The sequence below is a fragment of the Desulfosediminicola sp. genome, from assembly GCF_048381775.1.
Taxonomy (GTDB): domain Bacteria; phylum Desulfobacterota; class Desulfobulbia; order Desulfobulbales; family Desulfocapsaceae; genus Desulfopila; species Desulfopila ganghwensis.
Genome location: NZ_JBLXGE010000001.1, coordinates 653,722 through 669,943, shown reverse-complemented (window position 1 = coordinate 669,943; position 16,222 = coordinate 653,722). Strand labels below are relative to the sequence as shown.

Sequence of the window (16,222 nt, the reverse complement as noted above, 5' to 3'; positions counted from 1 at the left end):
TAAATGTCTCAATTACCAGACTCCATATGAAGTGTTCTGGAAAGAGGTGCGTGGTGCACTTGCAATTTGAATTCACCAGATAATAACATGAGATTATACAGTAAAACTTATCACAACTTCCCATCATTCAGATCACTAGGTCCCAAACATTTCTTGTAAACAAAAAAAGCCGGTAGCTTTCACTTTCGTGAATGCTACCGGCTTTAACTGGTGGAGGCGGCGTCTACCACACAGCAATGTTAAAGTACTGAAATGAAGTAACTCTTTCGAAATAAAAATATGAAAATACCGTCGCAAATACCGTGATAATTCACCCATTACAACAAAAATCTTGAATGAGTTTAATGACATTTTCACGTGAAATTTCCGTTCAACCTAGCTGATATTTTTTGTCTGTCCATGGTAAATCAACTGTTACAAAAAAACTGCGATCGGATCTTACCGAGTCAAAGCCTCTTCATGGCAGCTTTGGCATTCCCTCCAGCGCCTCACCAAGGTGGCAACTCATGGATTTCCTCACAACTACTTCATCCTCACCCAATCTACACCAACCAAGCCCGTCAGAAGTGCATGCCATTGCCTAATGCTAGGCTTTCTTTGATTCTTTTCTTTTTGCGATGCAAGAGAACCGATGATGAAAGAATTTTGCTCAGTCTAATGCCAATGAGCTGGAATAATACAATAAGTGCAACAGACTGAAGCTTGAAAAGAAAAAGCACCGAAAAGGGTTATGACCCCCAGGTTGCCCAAGTACTCAGCGATAACCGTAGACGTTCTGCGGTCAATGCAGATAAAGGTGATCCTGAAACATATACAATCATACGAGTATCCCTGGCCCTTTGCTGGTCGCCAGCTGCTATCAGTGCCCGCATGGGTGTTGAATGCTCAGAGGCAAACAGGCTCAGTCGCACGTCAATCTAAAGGCGTATCAGTGAGGATCGTCAGCAAGGTGGCCTGCTCCATACCCGCTTACCGCAGTATGAATAAAATCGTTGAAAGGGCGTCAAACGCAACAGAAAGGCTGGTGGAGCCGCCATTCCCAATCGAGTAGACATCAGTTCAAGGCCAGAGGTTGCCGAACAAAGGTTGGGGGTTTGGGAGGGTAATCTTGTTCATGGCGTCAATGCAAAGAAACTGTAGCTGACCCACTGATTAGCATGCTCGGCAAAGTGCACTCTGCACTGACTGTAACACCTTAGAATGGCGTAGAATTTGCCGTCCATGATCGAGTATCAAAGGAGACTGGAGCAGCTATGTACTTTGCCAAACCATATGCAAGTTGGCAGCGTGGCACCAATGAAAACAAAAACGGTCGTCTCCGCAGTTTGTGGCCAAAGAGATTTGATATCGCAACACTGTCTGATGAGGATGTTCATTCTGAACCTGACACCAAGACAAGTATTGGATGGCAACACCCTTGGAAGCCTTTACTGGTCAACGTGTTGCACTTATTACGTGACTCCAGCGACGCCTGAAAACACTTCCACTCCACTTATTTTCGATATGATATCAATAGCCCCTCAACATTCTCAACCTATACGCACAAATAATTTCAATAATCAATGATTACAGGGATCAACCTATAGTGAAGTGTTTTTTCTTTACGATCGTAGAAGGGGTGAGGAAACAACGTAGATAAGTTATTAGAAGATGAAACTTATACTGGGTAAGGTGGATCGCGATCACAGACTAACCAAAATCTCCAGTAAAGCCAGACCCAGCCGTCAATTACGAGAAGACTCAAGTACCATTTTGCTGCAGAGTATGATAGATAAAATGACTAACCTTCATTTGCTTGGCAACTTGCCCTGAACCATAAGAATTTTTGACATAACAAGTAATGTTAAAATCGACCTTCCTACATCTTCAAGGAGTTGGGAAAAAAACAGAGAGAATCCTTTGGAATAAAGGGATCACGACTTGGGAAAAATATCTCTCGTCCCAAACGCGACAGCCTTCACTTTTTGAAGAAATACCCGAGAAAATCAGCGTACTTAGCGATTCCATTAAAGCCTATGCTGATGGTGACATGGCATATTTTGCCAAGTCACTTCCTACTTCTGACTATTACCGAGCTTTACTCGAATTCCCTGAAGAAGTTCTTTTCCTTGATATCGAAACAACAGGATTAAGTGTTTATTATGACATCATAACTGTTGTCGGCTGGTCGGTTGGGAAAGAATTTGGTGTTTATATTAACGGAGGAGACGATACAACCCTCAGGCAAGCACTAGCAAACGCTAAAGCAATTGTAACCTTCAATGGCATCATGTTTGACCTGAAATTCATCAACAAGCATTTTGATAACCCTAAAATACCAGATATTCATCTTGACCTACGCTTTTTCTCAAAGCGAGTTGGACTATCTGGGGGACAGAAAAGTATTGAGCAGGAGCTAGGTTTTTCAAGAAAATCTGATATTGAGGGCATGCTTGGTGAAGCTGCACCGATACTTTGGCATAAGTACAGAAGGGGTGATCAAGACGCAATGAAGCGGTTGATTGAGTACAATCACGCTGATATTGAAGGCATGAAGTTCATCCTTGATAAAGCAATTCTTCTTAACTTCAAGAAAGAAAAATACCCTAAAACTATTCGAATACAGCCTCCTTTTAGAAAGCTTAAGAGCCGTGCCAAGATAGCCAAACGTAAGCCGAAATCTGAAAACTCCACGGCCATTATCATTCCTCCATTCACAGGCTCCAACAAACCATTGGTCACCTACAAGGAGCTCAATGATATCAATCCACTTGATAATTTTTGCACAGTTGGAATAGATCTCGTTTCCTCGGAAGACAGAGAAACCGGCTTTTGTGTTCTAAGGGGAAATGTAGCAACAACTTGCAGGGTTAAGACTGACGATGAGATGATCCGCCTGGCAATTGAAGCTGGTGTTGATCTCATATCCATTGACTCCCCTCTCAGTATTCCAAAAGGTAGAACTTCATTTTTTGATGATGACCCCCATAGGGATGAATTTGGAATAACCCGTGAATGTGAAAGAATCTTAAAACGACGAGGGATCTCCAGTTATCCTTGCCTCATTCCCAGCATGCAAAAGCTGACACAAAGAGGCATGTTACTTGCTGAAAAATTTAGGAAAGTTGGAATACCAGTTATTGAAAGTTATCCAGGTGCCGCTCAGGACATAATGTCCATACCTCGCAAACAAGCTGGTTTAGACTACCTTGTTGAAGGTTTAAAGGAGTTTGGTCTTACAGGCGATTTCACACACACCGCCGTCAGCCACGATGAATTGGACGCTATTACTTCTGCAATCGTCGGTCATTTCTTCTGGGTTGGCATGTACGAAGGGCTAGGTAATCCAGATGAGGAATATCTCATAATTCCAGACCTTAACGCAGATTTCAAAACCTGGATATCACGTAAAATCGTAGGATTAAGTGGCCAAATAGCCTCAGGAAAAACTACTGTATCACAATATTTAAAAGAAAATGGCTATGCCTATGGTCGATACAGCCAAGTCTTAGAAGATCTCCTCAAGAAGGATGGCATAGAGCCAACTCGTTCGAATCTTCAAAAGATTGGACTCGAAATTAATGAAGATAAGGGTCAGAGATGGTTGGGAAAAAAAGTGTGCGAATTACTCAGCAACCATAAATGTGGCGTCATCGATGGCTTACGATTCTTAGAAGATCATGCCTTACTAGTCGAGACATATGGACCAGCCTTTCTACACCTTCACATAACTTCATCTTTATCAGAACGCCAAAAAAGGGTAATATCCAGACACAAAGAGGACATAACCCTTGATTCTGCAAAAACAAATCCAGTAGAACGTGAGATTAAAAAATTGGAAAATGTTGCAGATCACACTATATCAAATGATGGCACCCTTGAAGAGTTACACAACCATCAGCTGATACAAAATATTTTGAGGAAGAAATGCCTGTAAGCATTGTTGTAGGTGGACAGTTTGGTTCCGAAGGTAAGGGTAAAGTTGCACATTACCTCGCCAAAGAAATGGAGGCAAGCTTTGCTGTCCGTTGTGGAGGGCCAAACTCTGGACATACTGTCATAGACCCAACGGGAAAAGCTCGCATCTTTCAGCAACTACCTACTGCATCGATTCTTCCCAATGTTAAGCTCGCCATTTGTTCTGGCAGTTACATTGACCTGAAGATTTTATTACAGGAAATTCAGGAGACTGGTGTTGATGCAAGTCGTCTAATTATAGACCCCGATGCTGTAATAATCACAGATGAATTAAAACAACGTGAAGCACAGAGCGGCATCATCCAGTCTATTGGTTCAACCGGAAGTGGTACTGGTGCTGCTGTTGTTGCTCGAATCCTTCGAAAAGAACCTCTTCAATTTGCCAAAGATATTGAAGAGCTGACCCCTTTCATCCAAAATGTCCCAGATATTTTAAGAGACAGTCTAAACAAGGACGAACGAGTAATTATTGAAGGCACTCAAGGGTTTGGTTTATCACCTTTACATGCAAGACATTACCCTTTCACAACAAGCCGTGACACTACTGCTGCCGCCTTTTTAGCAGAAACAGGTCTAAGCCCTTTCGATGTTGACGATATTGTTCTCACTATACGAACCTTCCCAATTCGAGTATCTGGTAACTCTGGTCCACTAGCCCAAGAAATAGACTGGCAAACTATTACCAAAGAAAGCGGTAATACTGAACAACTCGAGGAAAAGACCAGTGTTTCAAAAAAAACAAGAAGGGTGGCTAGGTTCACGCCAGAAATAGTTAAAGCTGCAATCTTGATTAACCAGCCAACGAGGATCGTATTAAATCATATCGATTACATTACAGCAGATATTATCAACAATAGAAAACCTGTTGTTGAATTTATCCGATTGGTTGAAATGCAGCTTACTAGAAAAATAGCACTCCTCGGTGACAGTCAAAGCAATATCATGAACGCATCGGAGATACTATAATGTCAGGGAAATGCATAGATCTGCTCAGTTTTGCAAAAACTGATAAGCAGGCAGAAATGGCATATGACTTATATAGATATCTCGACCCATTCCCTAATATTGATTCGGCTCTTTTAAATGCAGCTGACATAGCCGACTATGTTGCTCAAACAGGGATGATTTACCCCTTCGATCATAAAAGGTTAGGCCCAGCATCATATGAAATGGTCTTAGGCGGAGAGACCTTGTATTGGGATGAAACCAAGAACCAATGTGGAGAAAGTAACCTTGGTAAAAATGCCCCTCTTGTTCTGAAAAAAAATTCTATAACCTACGTATCCGTTCGCGAGACATTTAGACTACCTCATTATATTGCGGTTCGTTTCAATTTAAGAGTAGGGCATGTCCATAGAGGTTTACTTTTAGGGACAGGCCCTCTCGTTGACCCTGGGTTTCAAGGGAACCTAATGATTCCCATTCACAACTTAACGGACAATGAGTACATAATTCATGAGGGCAAGGATTTGATCAGTGTTGAATTCACAAAGGTTAGTAGGAACGAAAAATTTCTTCCCCAAAATCAATTCGAAAAAAACCTAGTAAGTCCTCCTAGGCATGGGGTTTTTGTCAAAAACTCAAAGAAAAACAGTAAAAAAACATTTGAACAATTACTAAGAAAAGAATTACCAATAGGTATTGGCAAAGTAATGAGTTCTCTCTCTGGAACTTTAGCAGAAACAAAGATGCAACTTAATGAGTATGAATCTCTAATTAATAAAGTTAAGAAGTATTCACTCATTGCAATCTTACCAATAGCCATCGCGTTAATAACAGTATATATCGATATTAAAAGCTACGTTGCTGACGCCAATAAATATGTTGCTGATGCAACAATGGTGGTTAGATCGAACAACGAAAGTGACTTTAGAAGCATTGTAAAAAATGAAGACCTTGTTCCTTTAAAGAAGAACATTGAAAGAATTGAACAAGCAACAAAATCCATTTCTGCAAACGAAAACAACTTGGTATCTCTTTCAGATTTTCAAACGTTGAAAAATGATGTGGACACACTAAAAGAAACCCTATTCAACCTAGAGAAACTCATTTTAGAAAACCAGAAAGAAAAGTCAGAATTAAGCAAAGATGAAAAGAACTGAAATATGTGGAAATATTGCCTCTGGGAAAACCACATTATGTCAAAATTTGTTCAACATTGACCGTCTCCCTATTTACGAAAAATTTCAAGACAATCCTTTCTACAAAGCATTCTATTTAAATCCAAGTGCCTATTCCTTTGAAACAGAACTCACTTTTCTTCTTCAACACTACCATTCTATTAAAGAATCATCTTCAGTACCTCACCTAGTCTGCGATTATTCTCTTTTGCTAGATATGGCATATGCTGATGTAAATCTAACAGAAAATCGGCATCGCATCTTTTTTGAAGTAGTCCTTGAGCTACTGCACGAGATAGGGCATCCTCAAACTATCATCCACCTAACATGCCCTGAAGAGATACTTCTTGACCGAATTATAGCAAGAAGCAGAAGTGCGGAGACCTCAATTACCCTTGATTACCTGAAAGCTATTTCAGAAGCTCTCTCTAAAAGAGTAAATTCAATTTCTTCAAAAACCAAAGTAATTACTATAAAAAGTGACCTAGTTGACTTCAGGATGGGTATTGATTGTATTCCAGAACTCAAACGACTTTAGGTTGTCCTCCGAAAAATCCCAGAAAAACTCCCGCTTCTGATAATAGTTGGATATAAGGTGTATATCAATAAGCCCCTCCCTGTAGACGAAGTGACTTACTGATAATCGAAGGTATTATTTTATACTCTTATGATAACCATTATAAAATGGTAACCACCTCGATAGTAATGCAACAACAATGTCTGCAGAGTCGGCTTCATAAACCTTATCTTCAGGAACATCAGGATACCTAACCCTGTTATCAATCCGCTGTCCCGCTAGTCGTTTGCTCCAGCCATCACAATTAGCTCCAATGATTAAACGCCGATGAATCCAGGCAAACGCCATTTCCGTCAATGTGCCTGCACCACCACCAATTGCAACAACAGCATCAGATTGGGCAACAACCATATTACGGACATGATCCAGGCCAGTAGGTATCACAACATCAACATACGGGTTTGCAGAGGCCGGATTACTCCCAGGCAACAGACCAATACAAGTTCCATCTCTCCAATTTGTTGAAGATCTGGCACCTCTATGTGCTGCCTCCATAACGCCCCCCATTCCACCCGTTAAAACACGGTGCCCTTCATCAGCAAGCATTTTACCAACACTTTCGGCAAAGATATCTTTCTCACTACCAGGTACAACTCTGGCATCACCTATAACAGCAATGGTATATCTGCGTTTATCATTTTCATTTTTATACATTTTTCACATCCTCCAAAGACATGGCCTGACGATGAACAAGTTCTGCAATAATTGAATCTCTTTCAGCTTTCTGTGCATCACTTCGTTCGCCACCCGGCTCATGGAGATACAGAGGAGAGGTGATATGTTTTGGCATCTCCGCCAACTCAATAATTGGGAGCATATAAAACCAATCGTTTGCCAAGTCTGCATACTCACCATCAACGCGAAGCTCACTATCAGGTATCCTGTCAAAAAGATATTTACGAAACGTCCGAAGATGCTGCCAGACATTCCCTCCACGTTTTTTACGAGGATTACTTAAATCAGTAGGATATTCCTTGTATTTATCCGTTCGAAGCATGGACCCTACAGTAACATCGACTCCTTTGTGATACTCACATGCAATCGTGTCCAACACCTTACTGCCAATAAGACAATCATCAGCATCCAAGGTAATAATTACAGACTGCGGATTTCCACAGCGATTTCGAATTGCATCAACCATATTTGCCAGCAAACCTCGACGTACTTTCTGCTTAATAAAAGTTATCTGGTCTTCATGAGGCTTGCAGATCTCAGCCAACTCCGACGATATGGATGGTGAAGAAGCATCATCAATTACGACACATCCCCAATCGTCACGTTGTTGTTGCAAGACAGAATTCAAGCACCGCCGAAAGCGGCCAGGTGCTACATTTCGCCCGGCAATAACAAAAATATACGGTTCAGTCCGCTCCGGCTGCAGCCAATCATCATAACTACCTGCTAAATCAACCTTATCCATTTGTGCATGTGGCACATTGCCTCGCTCAACCTGGCTAAGAATGTTCATCCACTGAGCAACATCTCCCTTTCTTTCATTCTGCGGATGAATAAAGAATGTGTTGTGATCACCACCTCGCCAAGATGACCCTCTTCCTGTTTTTAAGGCCAGATCCAAAGACCTATGCCATGGCAGATTAGGCATTTCACCTGTCTGGCTATTTGGTAATGGCAAGATACGTGTCAAACGTTTGAGGTCCAACAGCCCGATCCTGCTTTCCGTTCTCCATGGCATCCCATTACTCTCTGATGTATAGGGAACGTCAGCATCATGAGCGATATTGAAAGCCACCGTTACACCATCTTTGTTTTCACTTAACACACCTTGCATGTCATCGAGGTAATTATGGTCCTTCCGCATTCGACAAACCATAATGTCAAGATCCGTATGCAAAACAAACCGGGTTTGGCACCTCTCGAAACCCTCAAAAACAGAAGTGAGTTGCGCCCCATTACCTGCATGAGTTGAAGAACTTGCGACACCTAGCCAACGAAGGTTAAGTGCCTTGATGGTCTCAATATTCTTTGAACCAAAAACGATATCATCAATCCAACCTTCTTTTTTCAACTCTTGTGCTTTATGGATCAATATCTCTAAGTTCCCCTTTGCGAACTGACGACTAAATTGATCCTCTTTGCTATCAATAGTCAGCACCACTCGTGCAAATCCGGCAGGTTCTTCTAGTTGAGCAACCAAATGACGAACCTGCAGTTCCAAGCATTCAGCATCCATCGCACAAACTTTTATAAGCAGCGTTGTATCGGGGGCCTTCACTGGCTCTAATTCGAAGACGAGCAAGTCAGAAATAGGTTCAAACCGTTCAGTATCAATCGAATGTCTTTCATATCTCGATACAACCCGTAGGCCAGCTCTTCTTAACATTCGTTTTATTCTGTGCTCAGGTCGATGAAATTCCGTCATGATTCTGCCAGTTGAGCGAAGTCGCTTGTGCCAAATGAAATGTTGCTCTCGACTGGCCTTTTCGCCTCCAAATAGCACCGCTTCTGGAGTCGTATGAAAGGGAGTGTACGCAGGATGACACAATGCAAATAGCACCCGCCCATCCTTGCTGACACTTTTTCGGAGGTTATCAAGCAGTTCAATTAATTGTGCATCATCAATTAAACACGCTACCCGCCTGCAGATGACAAGATCAAAAGGACCACGGCGCATTGCATCATCAAGCACATGAGTTGTATGCAACCCGCTACCTTCATACGCTGCCCAACGCTTGGTAAGAGTGGTATTCGGGTCATACGCAACTACTTCGGCCCCATGCCCAAGTAATTCTGCCGACAACCTACCTTTGCCGCAGCCATAATCAAGAACACGTTTAGGCGATAACTCCATCGCCCTCTCAATTACAGGGTCAGAAACAAGTCTCTGGCCGGTGCCCAAGCATATTGCGTCATAAAAATAATTAAAACCTTCAAGCTCCGGAAGATTTCCATCATGTATCGAAGCTCTAAGCAGGATGTCCAAATCCTTTCGGAACCACCAACGCCATGACAAATACGCACGTCGGCACATCCTAATGAACTCAACATCAAATGTTGATTCATCATTGGGAAAGCGTAAATCACTACCATAATCAATGAGGCGAACTTTCCGGTCAACAACTCGCAAATTCTTGGGGTGTATATTCCTACAGATTAACCTGTTCGCGTAACACTCAACCATCAGGTCAAGCATTCCCGGGCCATGACCTCCTCTATACGGTTCACTTTCCTCAAAAGGATACGTTATAACCATCGACAATCCATTCTGACTGAGACCCGTCAAAGGATACAGTGATTGAGTATCTGGCCATTGGCCAACACACCTTTTTAGCAGAGTGCGAAAACTCTCTGGATACAGTTGCTTCACATAGTCAATAACCTTAAAGACCTCAACTCCATCGGTAAGCACCGTGCCTTCACAACCATACCCCAAAAGACTCAGGTTTGATCGCTCACCTGCCACCGCGTTTACTGCAGCCAGTGCATTCAATTTCCTCTGACTCTGAAGCTGCTCATTTATACAGTTAGTATCACCACGTTCATTTGATGGCCCACTAAGCAGAGATTGCATTTCGCTATAAAAATCTAGTGCTTTAGGAACAGTCAGTTGAGCTACCTTTTTTTCAATCTCAGTTAGGCCATTCACCGGGTACATTGCATTCAACCGATTACTAAAATCCTGCCACGCGTCGCTATGCTCTAGCCCAGACTTTGCCAGAGAAAGAAGTTCACAAGCTAATCCGCGTATTCGCTGAAAAGATAAGCGAAAGGCGGCAACCCGCTCTTCAAGATACTTCTCCACTCGTTCAACATAATCAAGCCGCTCATCTTCCATAACATCCTGCAGTGCAGAAAATATTGCATACCCTTGAATATCATCCGCTATCGCTGCGACATCAAAACATAGAGGTGGTTCAAGCGAGCCACGATCATGAAAAACCCCTATAGGGACATTGACTATCCTCCGTCCACGCTTTTTCTGTAACAATGCCCAATTCATATCAGAACGCCGGGTTGGTCTGCCATGTACCATTGGGGCCGGGTTGAGCGAATCCCGCAATACGTCAATGTTAAGGATAAAGGTATTCCCACCTCTATGCAGATGGCAGTCCTCTATTGAAAACTCTTCTATTTCTGAAGCACTTAGCATTAACGGTCGAAAAATCTGTTCACCTACCAATATGCGCTCTGCGGAACTCAGTAACCGTATTCTTGCTTCCTCAACAGTCTCACCCTCAAATGCTGGCTCAAGCAAAAAGGGCTGTTCTAACCTATCCGTTTCAATGTGAGAGAGATCATAGTAGTAATCACGGCGATTACTCATAAGTTGGCTATTATGACTCTGGCATTTCGGCACCACAAAATCACCAGGCAATGAATTTAACCACCGTAAATTATAGACGAGATCAACAAGCTGGACACGAGTTGTTGCCGATGCAGGTAGAGGTGCTGCACCAGTATACCTACCGATTGCAATATCAACCTTTTGCCCTTTGAGTTTTTGCAGCTGATAAATAAAGGGAACAGATTTCCTCTTACTCCCATCTGGGCTGTCGATTAAAGGATTCAAACGCATGTCATCATCAATAATCCATGCAACAGCCCCTTTTCGCGGTTTAGCAAAATGATACACATACGCTTGTAACGCTGAACGGGCAGGCGCAATACCTAATTGTGAACCTTGAAACTTGCAGAACTCAGGTAATTCTCCAGCTTTCACGGATTCATTAACATCAACAGGAGAAATAAGATGGACACGAAGCCCCTCTTTACGAAAGTCTTCTATCACATCGCTCAATTGAGTAATTGGGTGCTGCTCAGCGCTGTTCTGTAAAAGGAGTATATCTAACCCGTCTATATCTCCACTGTTTTGAAGGTGCAGAAAATCATCAAACAAACCTTTCATGTTTCCGATCCGCTGACCATCAACAATCAAGCCGACAACCAGCTGAAATGATTCAACTGCTTCTGATGAGACGTTATAATCACATGATACTTTAGGAGCTGATGCCTCCACTTCAGCAGCTGGTTGCCAGCCAAAATATTTTTCTGCCCTGGCGCAAAAAGCTCGTTTTTGCTCAACCGTCATTATACGGTTATATTTTTGCCAAAACGTAGTGAGCCCATTCACTCTAGCCGGTGACTTTGGTGTGCACAGTCTCTCCCTATCCACACATGCATAATGCTGGACCGCCACCTCAATTGTCTGGCTATAAAATTCTGCATGCAGTTGAGCCAGGCGAATGCACAAATCCCGATCTGTACAACTTTGCAAAGCTTCATCATAACAACCCGCTTCTAGAAAGCTATCGAGCCTCACAATAAGATTACTTGCCTGAACCCCGGGATTGCCGACCAGAAAGTCACCTGCACATAAATGTTTCGGAGGAAAAACAGTCAAGCATGAATCCGGCCCCACAATCCTCTGAAAAGGCGTGGCAATAACCTTTGCCCCTTTGCGTATTTGGGTAAGACTATTATCGATATAGTTGCTTTTCCAGGCGTCATCGTCGTCTAGGATGGCAACAAAAACAGAAGACGGATCAGGATAGCTTCGGGCAATATGATCCAGACCTGAATTCCAGGCACCTGCAGCGCCCGATGTGCGTCGGTTTCGCAGGTAGTCTACTAATCCAACGTGATCGTGACAGAATTGCTGAACACCAGTAATTTTCTTGCCAGCCGAAATATCTTCGACAACAACTATTCTGTCACAAGGATAGGTTTGCTGGAGAATTGAGGGAAGGGATCGTGATTTAAAGAGATCTTCACGATTTTTTGTCGCAACAAGGGCAACAATACGGATTTTCTCCGCAGATTCCAAATAGTACATAACAGCCTCCGGATGAGAGAGTTGTGGTGATTTTTCGTATCGTCACCTCCGGAGTAACAGGGCTGTCAGTAAATCAAGGATTCATTTTTCATCCCGCGAAGACATGTAAGAATTCGCAATCCAAGATCACCATACCAAGTCATCCTTTGGCTCGATACAAGCGTTGGCAACAAAGTTAAAACAAAAACATTCTCTGTCAATTTAAAACATTACAAAGAAACACACTGACGATCCCTATTTGAATCTTCTTTTCAAGCAACCGCCACTTACCAACTATGTTAGTCAGCTAGCCCACTTTTTATTATTGAGAAAACTTCATATCGGTCCTGCCAATCACTCCCAGACCTCCTTCAAAAACTCCAATGTCCCATCAATGTCAAAAATACTATCTGCAAGTAATCTGAATTGAAGAGCCTCCGGTAGATATGGCTGAAATTTGCTCAAATGATAATTAGGAACCATTGCGTAAATCTTTCCCAATAACTCTGGGTCGCTCCAGTAACTCGGACTGGAGATTTTCTTCATAATTCCCGTGAAAATATTTAGTGTTACTGCATCACTCTTGACCCTGACGTATTCATTGCTGGCCTGGACATCAGTATTCAGTTCAATCTTAAGTATCGTTCTGAGAGTATTATTTATATTACCACCAGCCCAGGTCCACCAGATAACACCTTTTTCATCATACTCTATCGGAGCAAACTCACTGAAAAGCAATTCCCCTCTGTCATCCCGCATTGAATCTAATGATTCTTTTGATCCAATATCGAGATAGGGGTAGCTCTCATCACTAATCAAAATATCCCGCATTTTGCGGCAAAGTTCATAGCTCAAAAAGCTAGGTGTTGTTCCGCCCCATTTTGGAACCTTTCCTGCTGGTGCAGGGACAACCAAAACACATTTATTCTTCCATTCTATCCGCTCAACAAACCAGGCTCTGCCAGCTAAGTAGAAAGCTGCACTCTCTTCCAAAAGCTTTTCAAGGAAATCCCATTGCACGGTCCCTATCATTTCGCCTGAGAGGCCAGAGACCTCAAACTCCAACGGAGTACTAAAAACAGAATAGATCTCCATGAAATTTTTTCTGCCAAAAGCCTTTTCTGCCTTCAAACCCAAAGAGTACATCCTGCCATCATCATGAAGAAAATCTTTGCTTAAAAGAAAACCAATAAATTGATCGAACTTCTCCCTGCTTATCTCAGAAAAGCAATACGCCTCGTGGAGTTGATCCCATAGCATGTTTGGTGATACGGCCCCTCTTTCAAGGCACATCGCCATAATCTGGTGCAGTAAAATATGCCAAACCTTTCTCTGCGTCCTTACATTCTCTACCCAGTGACTTCTGGCCAACTCAACTATCGCAATGGCTTGCAGTAGTTTAGATTCCTTTTCAATAAAAAAGGTGGTGTTGGCCACGCCATCTCCCCGCCGCCCGGTACGCCCCATCCTTTGCAGAAATGACGATACAGTTGCAGGGCAATCAACCTGAAGGACTTTATCCAGATCACCTACATCAATTCCAAGCTCCATCGTTGATGTACAGACAATGCATGCCTCTGATCCTTCATGAAATTCCTTTTCAGAAATTTCTCTCTCTTCTCTACTCAAGGAAGAATGATGCACATAAATAGGGTCACCACCTTTCTTCAATCCACTGGAAATTTTCTCTACGAGCCTGCGACTTTCACAGAACAAAAGACTCTTTATTCCATGGGCAGCATGTATGACTTGAGTAACCAGTTCGCCAGGTTCATTTGTGAGTTTTATTTCAACTCTTTTTTTGCCGGGTTTCTTTGGAGGGTCAACAAGCTGTTGCGGATTTTTAGAGCTCCCCTGAAGCCATTCTAAAATCTGAACAGGATTCCCAATTGTAGCAGAGAGTCCTATACGCTGAAAATCGTTGTCACAGTAGGCTCTGATCCGTTCTAATACAGAGATTAGATGGTTGCCCCGGTCACAAGAAGCTAGGGCATGGACTTCGTCAATAATGACATATTTGAGCTGCTTAAACAGTTTCGCTGTTGGAACACTACCAGAGACCAACATCACTTCCAGTGACTCTGGTGTGGTTAGCAGGACTTCGCACGGCTCTCTTAAAAACTTTTTCTTCGTTGCAGCAGTCACATCACCATGCCACTTAAATGCCCCTAGCCCCAACATTGAGGCATATTCTCCCAGCCGCTGCTCCTGATTATTGATCAAAGCCCTGGTTGGGCAAATATAGAGCATCCGCATTCCAAGTTCCTGGTTGGTCAAACAACCTGAAAGGACTGGAAACATAGCAGCCTCTGTCTTTCCTCCTGCTGTGGGGGCAAGGATGACACAGTTGTTTCCATCTAAGATGGCATCTGAAGCTAATTCCTGGACAGGCCTCAGACTACTCCAACCAAGGCGGTGTACAATCTTCTCTTGCAATAATGGATCAAAGCGCGCAAAAGCTCCCATTACCACTTCAACTCTTCTACATCATATCCAGAATTGGAATTATCATCAGTACTGGAAAGAGTCTTCCCATCGACAAGGTTTTGGTCTTCATCAGAAAGCCCACCTGCCGGGAAGTCATATACTTTTTTGGGGATATACTCCTCACCACCATCAGAACCATCATGCTCTTCCACCAAATCTAAGACTGTAATAAGTTCCCTTAAAAACTGCCTTGGGATGACTCCGACATCACCTTTAAGTCCTTCTGTAACAAGGCTACATAAAGAGTTCAGAAAATCATCATCAACAAGACTATAGATCCGCCCCTTATTATCGCTCGGGAATATCTCACGAAGCTTCAAGGCTACAGCCTTTAGCCTTTGCTTGTCGAAAGGTTTTAGTTCTAGCTGGGGTTGCTTAGGACTGACAAACCCACCAGAACTTGTGAATTTTATACGATCGTGGAGTGGTTCCAATCCTGCCACGCCTTTCTTGCTGTCAAAAAATTCTCTCGTTCCAGTAAAGACCCATAACATGCCAGGAAAATCTTTAGCAGCATCAATTATTTGTCGTAAACCATTAAGAGATTTCCCTCTAACATCTGATCTTGTTCTCAAGATTGTTTCCAGCTCATCAACGATAATGACCAAGCCATTATGTCCAGCCTTTTTTAAGATATTCAAAATACCTTTCAGATACAACAAAGCTGAAGAACTTGAGATTTCTCCTTTTATACCTGCTTTTTTCTTTGCTGAAGCAGCTACATTCTTTGAGCCACTAATCCAAGAGATTAAACTGGAAGCAACCTGGTAGTCTCCCTCCTGCTTGGCATCAAAATATGCCTTCAGGACATTAATAAACTCATTGCCTGAGGCCTCTTTAGTTAGATCACACAGTTCAGTCTCAAAACGAACCTTTACCTGTTCATCAAAGTCTTCAGCATCATCACCTATCTCATCTGCCAGCCGATCTTCAATGCGAGCAATCCACCTATCAATTGCATCCTCTAACGCCCCACTTGCAGCCATGGGTGTCCTAATGCCAGATACAATACGATGATAAACATCATCAAATTTGTGAAACTGTGTGTCATTGGGTGAGACGACCACAAATGAGACAGCAAAGTTCTCCTTCAGCGCTTCTAACAGGGTATACTGGCTCATAAAGGTTTTGCCACAGCCATACCCTCCTCTCAAAAACTTAAAGGTCCCTTCACCCGTTGATATTAAATTCAACTGGCGTCTGATCTCATTAAGAGGTTTATCTATGCCGATAGCAAATTTATCTAAACCCTTTTCTGGTACAGTCCCACTGCGAAGTCGTTCAAATATATGTTCTATATCATTCATAATT

General features: G+C 42.6%; 9 protein-coding genes. 5 read left to right on the top strand and 4 right to left on the bottom strand.

The window, feature by feature from the left end; all coding sequences use genetic code 11:
• Positions 1–1,253: 1,253 nt before the first annotated feature.
• From ACN5NT_RS02940 to ACN5NT_RS02920, 5 genes are all read left to right on the top strand, one after another.
• A complete protein-coding gene (locus ACN5NT_RS02940) occupies positions 1,254–1,475 on the top strand; it encodes a hypothetical protein (RefSeq protein WP_419174446.1) in 222 nt (73 codons plus the stop codon).
• A 365-nt stretch (positions 1,476–1,840) separates the two neighbouring features.
• The gene (locus tag ACN5NT_RS02935) at positions 1,841–3,916 is read left to right on the top strand and encodes a ribonuclease H-like domain-containing protein (protein ID WP_419174445.1); all 2,076 of its coding nucleotides are present in this window, start codon (positions 1,841–1,843) and stop codon (positions 3,914–3,916) included.
• Positions 3,907–4,923 carry an adenylosuccinate synthetase gene (locus ACN5NT_RS02930; RefSeq protein WP_419174444.1) on the top strand — a complete coding sequence of 339 codons (1,017 nt, stop codon included), beginning with the start codon at positions 3,907–3,909 and terminating at the stop codon, positions 4,921–4,923. Before ACN5NT_RS02935 ends, ACN5NT_RS02930 begins: the two co-directional genes overlap by 10 nt.
• A complete protein-coding gene (locus ACN5NT_RS02925) occupies positions 4,923–6,059 on the top strand; it encodes a dCTP deaminase domain-containing protein (protein ID WP_419174443.1) in 1,137 nt (378 codons plus the stop codon). Before ACN5NT_RS02930 ends, ACN5NT_RS02925 begins: the two co-directional genes overlap by 1 nt.
• Positions 6,046–6,615: a deoxynucleoside kinase gene (locus tag ACN5NT_RS02920; RefSeq protein ID WP_419174442.1), complete on the top strand. Its 570-nt coding sequence runs from the start codon at positions 6,046–6,048 to the stop codon at positions 6,613–6,615. Before ACN5NT_RS02925 ends, ACN5NT_RS02920 begins: the two co-directional genes overlap by 14 nt.
• Before the next feature lie 114 nt (positions 6,616–6,729).
• On the opposite strand, the gene ACN5NT_RS02915 is transcribed toward ACN5NT_RS02920, so the two are convergent.
• The 4 genes from ACN5NT_RS02915 to brxD form a co-directional block, all read right to left on the bottom strand.
• Positions 6,730–7,308: a TIGR00725 family protein gene (locus ACN5NT_RS02915; RefSeq protein WP_419174441.1), complete on the bottom strand. Its 579-nt coding sequence runs from the start codon at positions 7,306–7,308 to the stop codon at positions 6,730–6,732.
• Positions 7,301–12,445, bottom strand: a complete 5,145-nt coding sequence (locus ACN5NT_RS02910) for a glycosyltransferase (RefSeq protein WP_419174440.1) — start codon at positions 12,443–12,445, stop codon at positions 7,301–7,303. The genes ACN5NT_RS02915 and ACN5NT_RS02910 overlap by 8 nt, the downstream gene beginning before the upstream one ends.
• 333 nt (positions 12,446–12,778) lie before the next feature.
• Positions 12,779–14,890 (bottom strand): DEAD/DEAH box helicase, encoded by a 2,112-nt coding sequence (locus tag ACN5NT_RS02905; RefSeq protein ID WP_419174439.1) that lies wholly within the window; start codon positions 14,888–14,890, stop codon positions 12,779–12,781.
• A complete protein-coding gene (gene brxD, locus ACN5NT_RS02900) occupies positions 14,890–16,218 on the bottom strand; it encodes a BREX system ATP-binding protein BrxD (protein WP_419174438.1) in 1,329 nt (442 codons plus the stop codon). Before brxD ends, ACN5NT_RS02905 begins: the two co-directional genes overlap by 1 nt.
• Positions 16,219–16,222 lie beyond the last annotated feature (4 nt).

Excerpts from the sequence above, each read along its gene's own strand:
- ACN5NT_RS02940 (WP_419174446.1), top strand. The coding sequence starts at position 1,254 with ATGTACTTTGCCAAACCATATGCAAGTTGGCAGCGTGGCACCAATGAA.
- ACN5NT_RS02915 (WP_419174441.1), bottom strand. The coding sequence starts at position 7,308 with ATGTATAAAAATGAAAATGATAAACGCAGATATACCATTGCTGTTATA.
- ACN5NT_RS02910 (WP_419174440.1), bottom strand. The coding sequence starts at position 12,445 with ATGTACTATTTGGAATCTGCGGAGAAAATCCGTATTGTTGCCCTTGTT.
- ACN5NT_RS02935 (WP_419174445.1), top strand. The coding sequence starts at position 1,841 with ATGTTAAAATCGACCTTCCTACATCTTCAAGGAGTTGGGAAAAAAACA.
- ACN5NT_RS02930 (WP_419174444.1), top strand. The coding sequence starts at position 3,907 with ATGCCTGTAAGCATTGTTGTAGGTGGACAGTTTGGTTCCGAAGGTAAG.
- brxD (WP_419174438.1), bottom strand. The coding sequence starts at position 16,218 with ATGAATGATATAGAACATATATTTGAACGACTTCGCAGTGGGACTGTA.
- ACN5NT_RS02925 (WP_419174443.1), top strand. The coding sequence starts at position 4,923 with ATGTCAGGGAAATGCATAGATCTGCTCAGTTTTGCAAAAACTGATAAG.
- ACN5NT_RS02905 (WP_419174439.1), bottom strand. The coding sequence starts at position 14,890 with ATGGGAGCTTTTGCGCGCTTTGATCCATTATTGCAAGAGAAGATTGTA.
- ACN5NT_RS02920 (WP_419174442.1), top strand. The coding sequence starts at position 6,046 with ATGAAAAGAACTGAAATATGTGGAAATATTGCCTCTGGGAAAACCACA.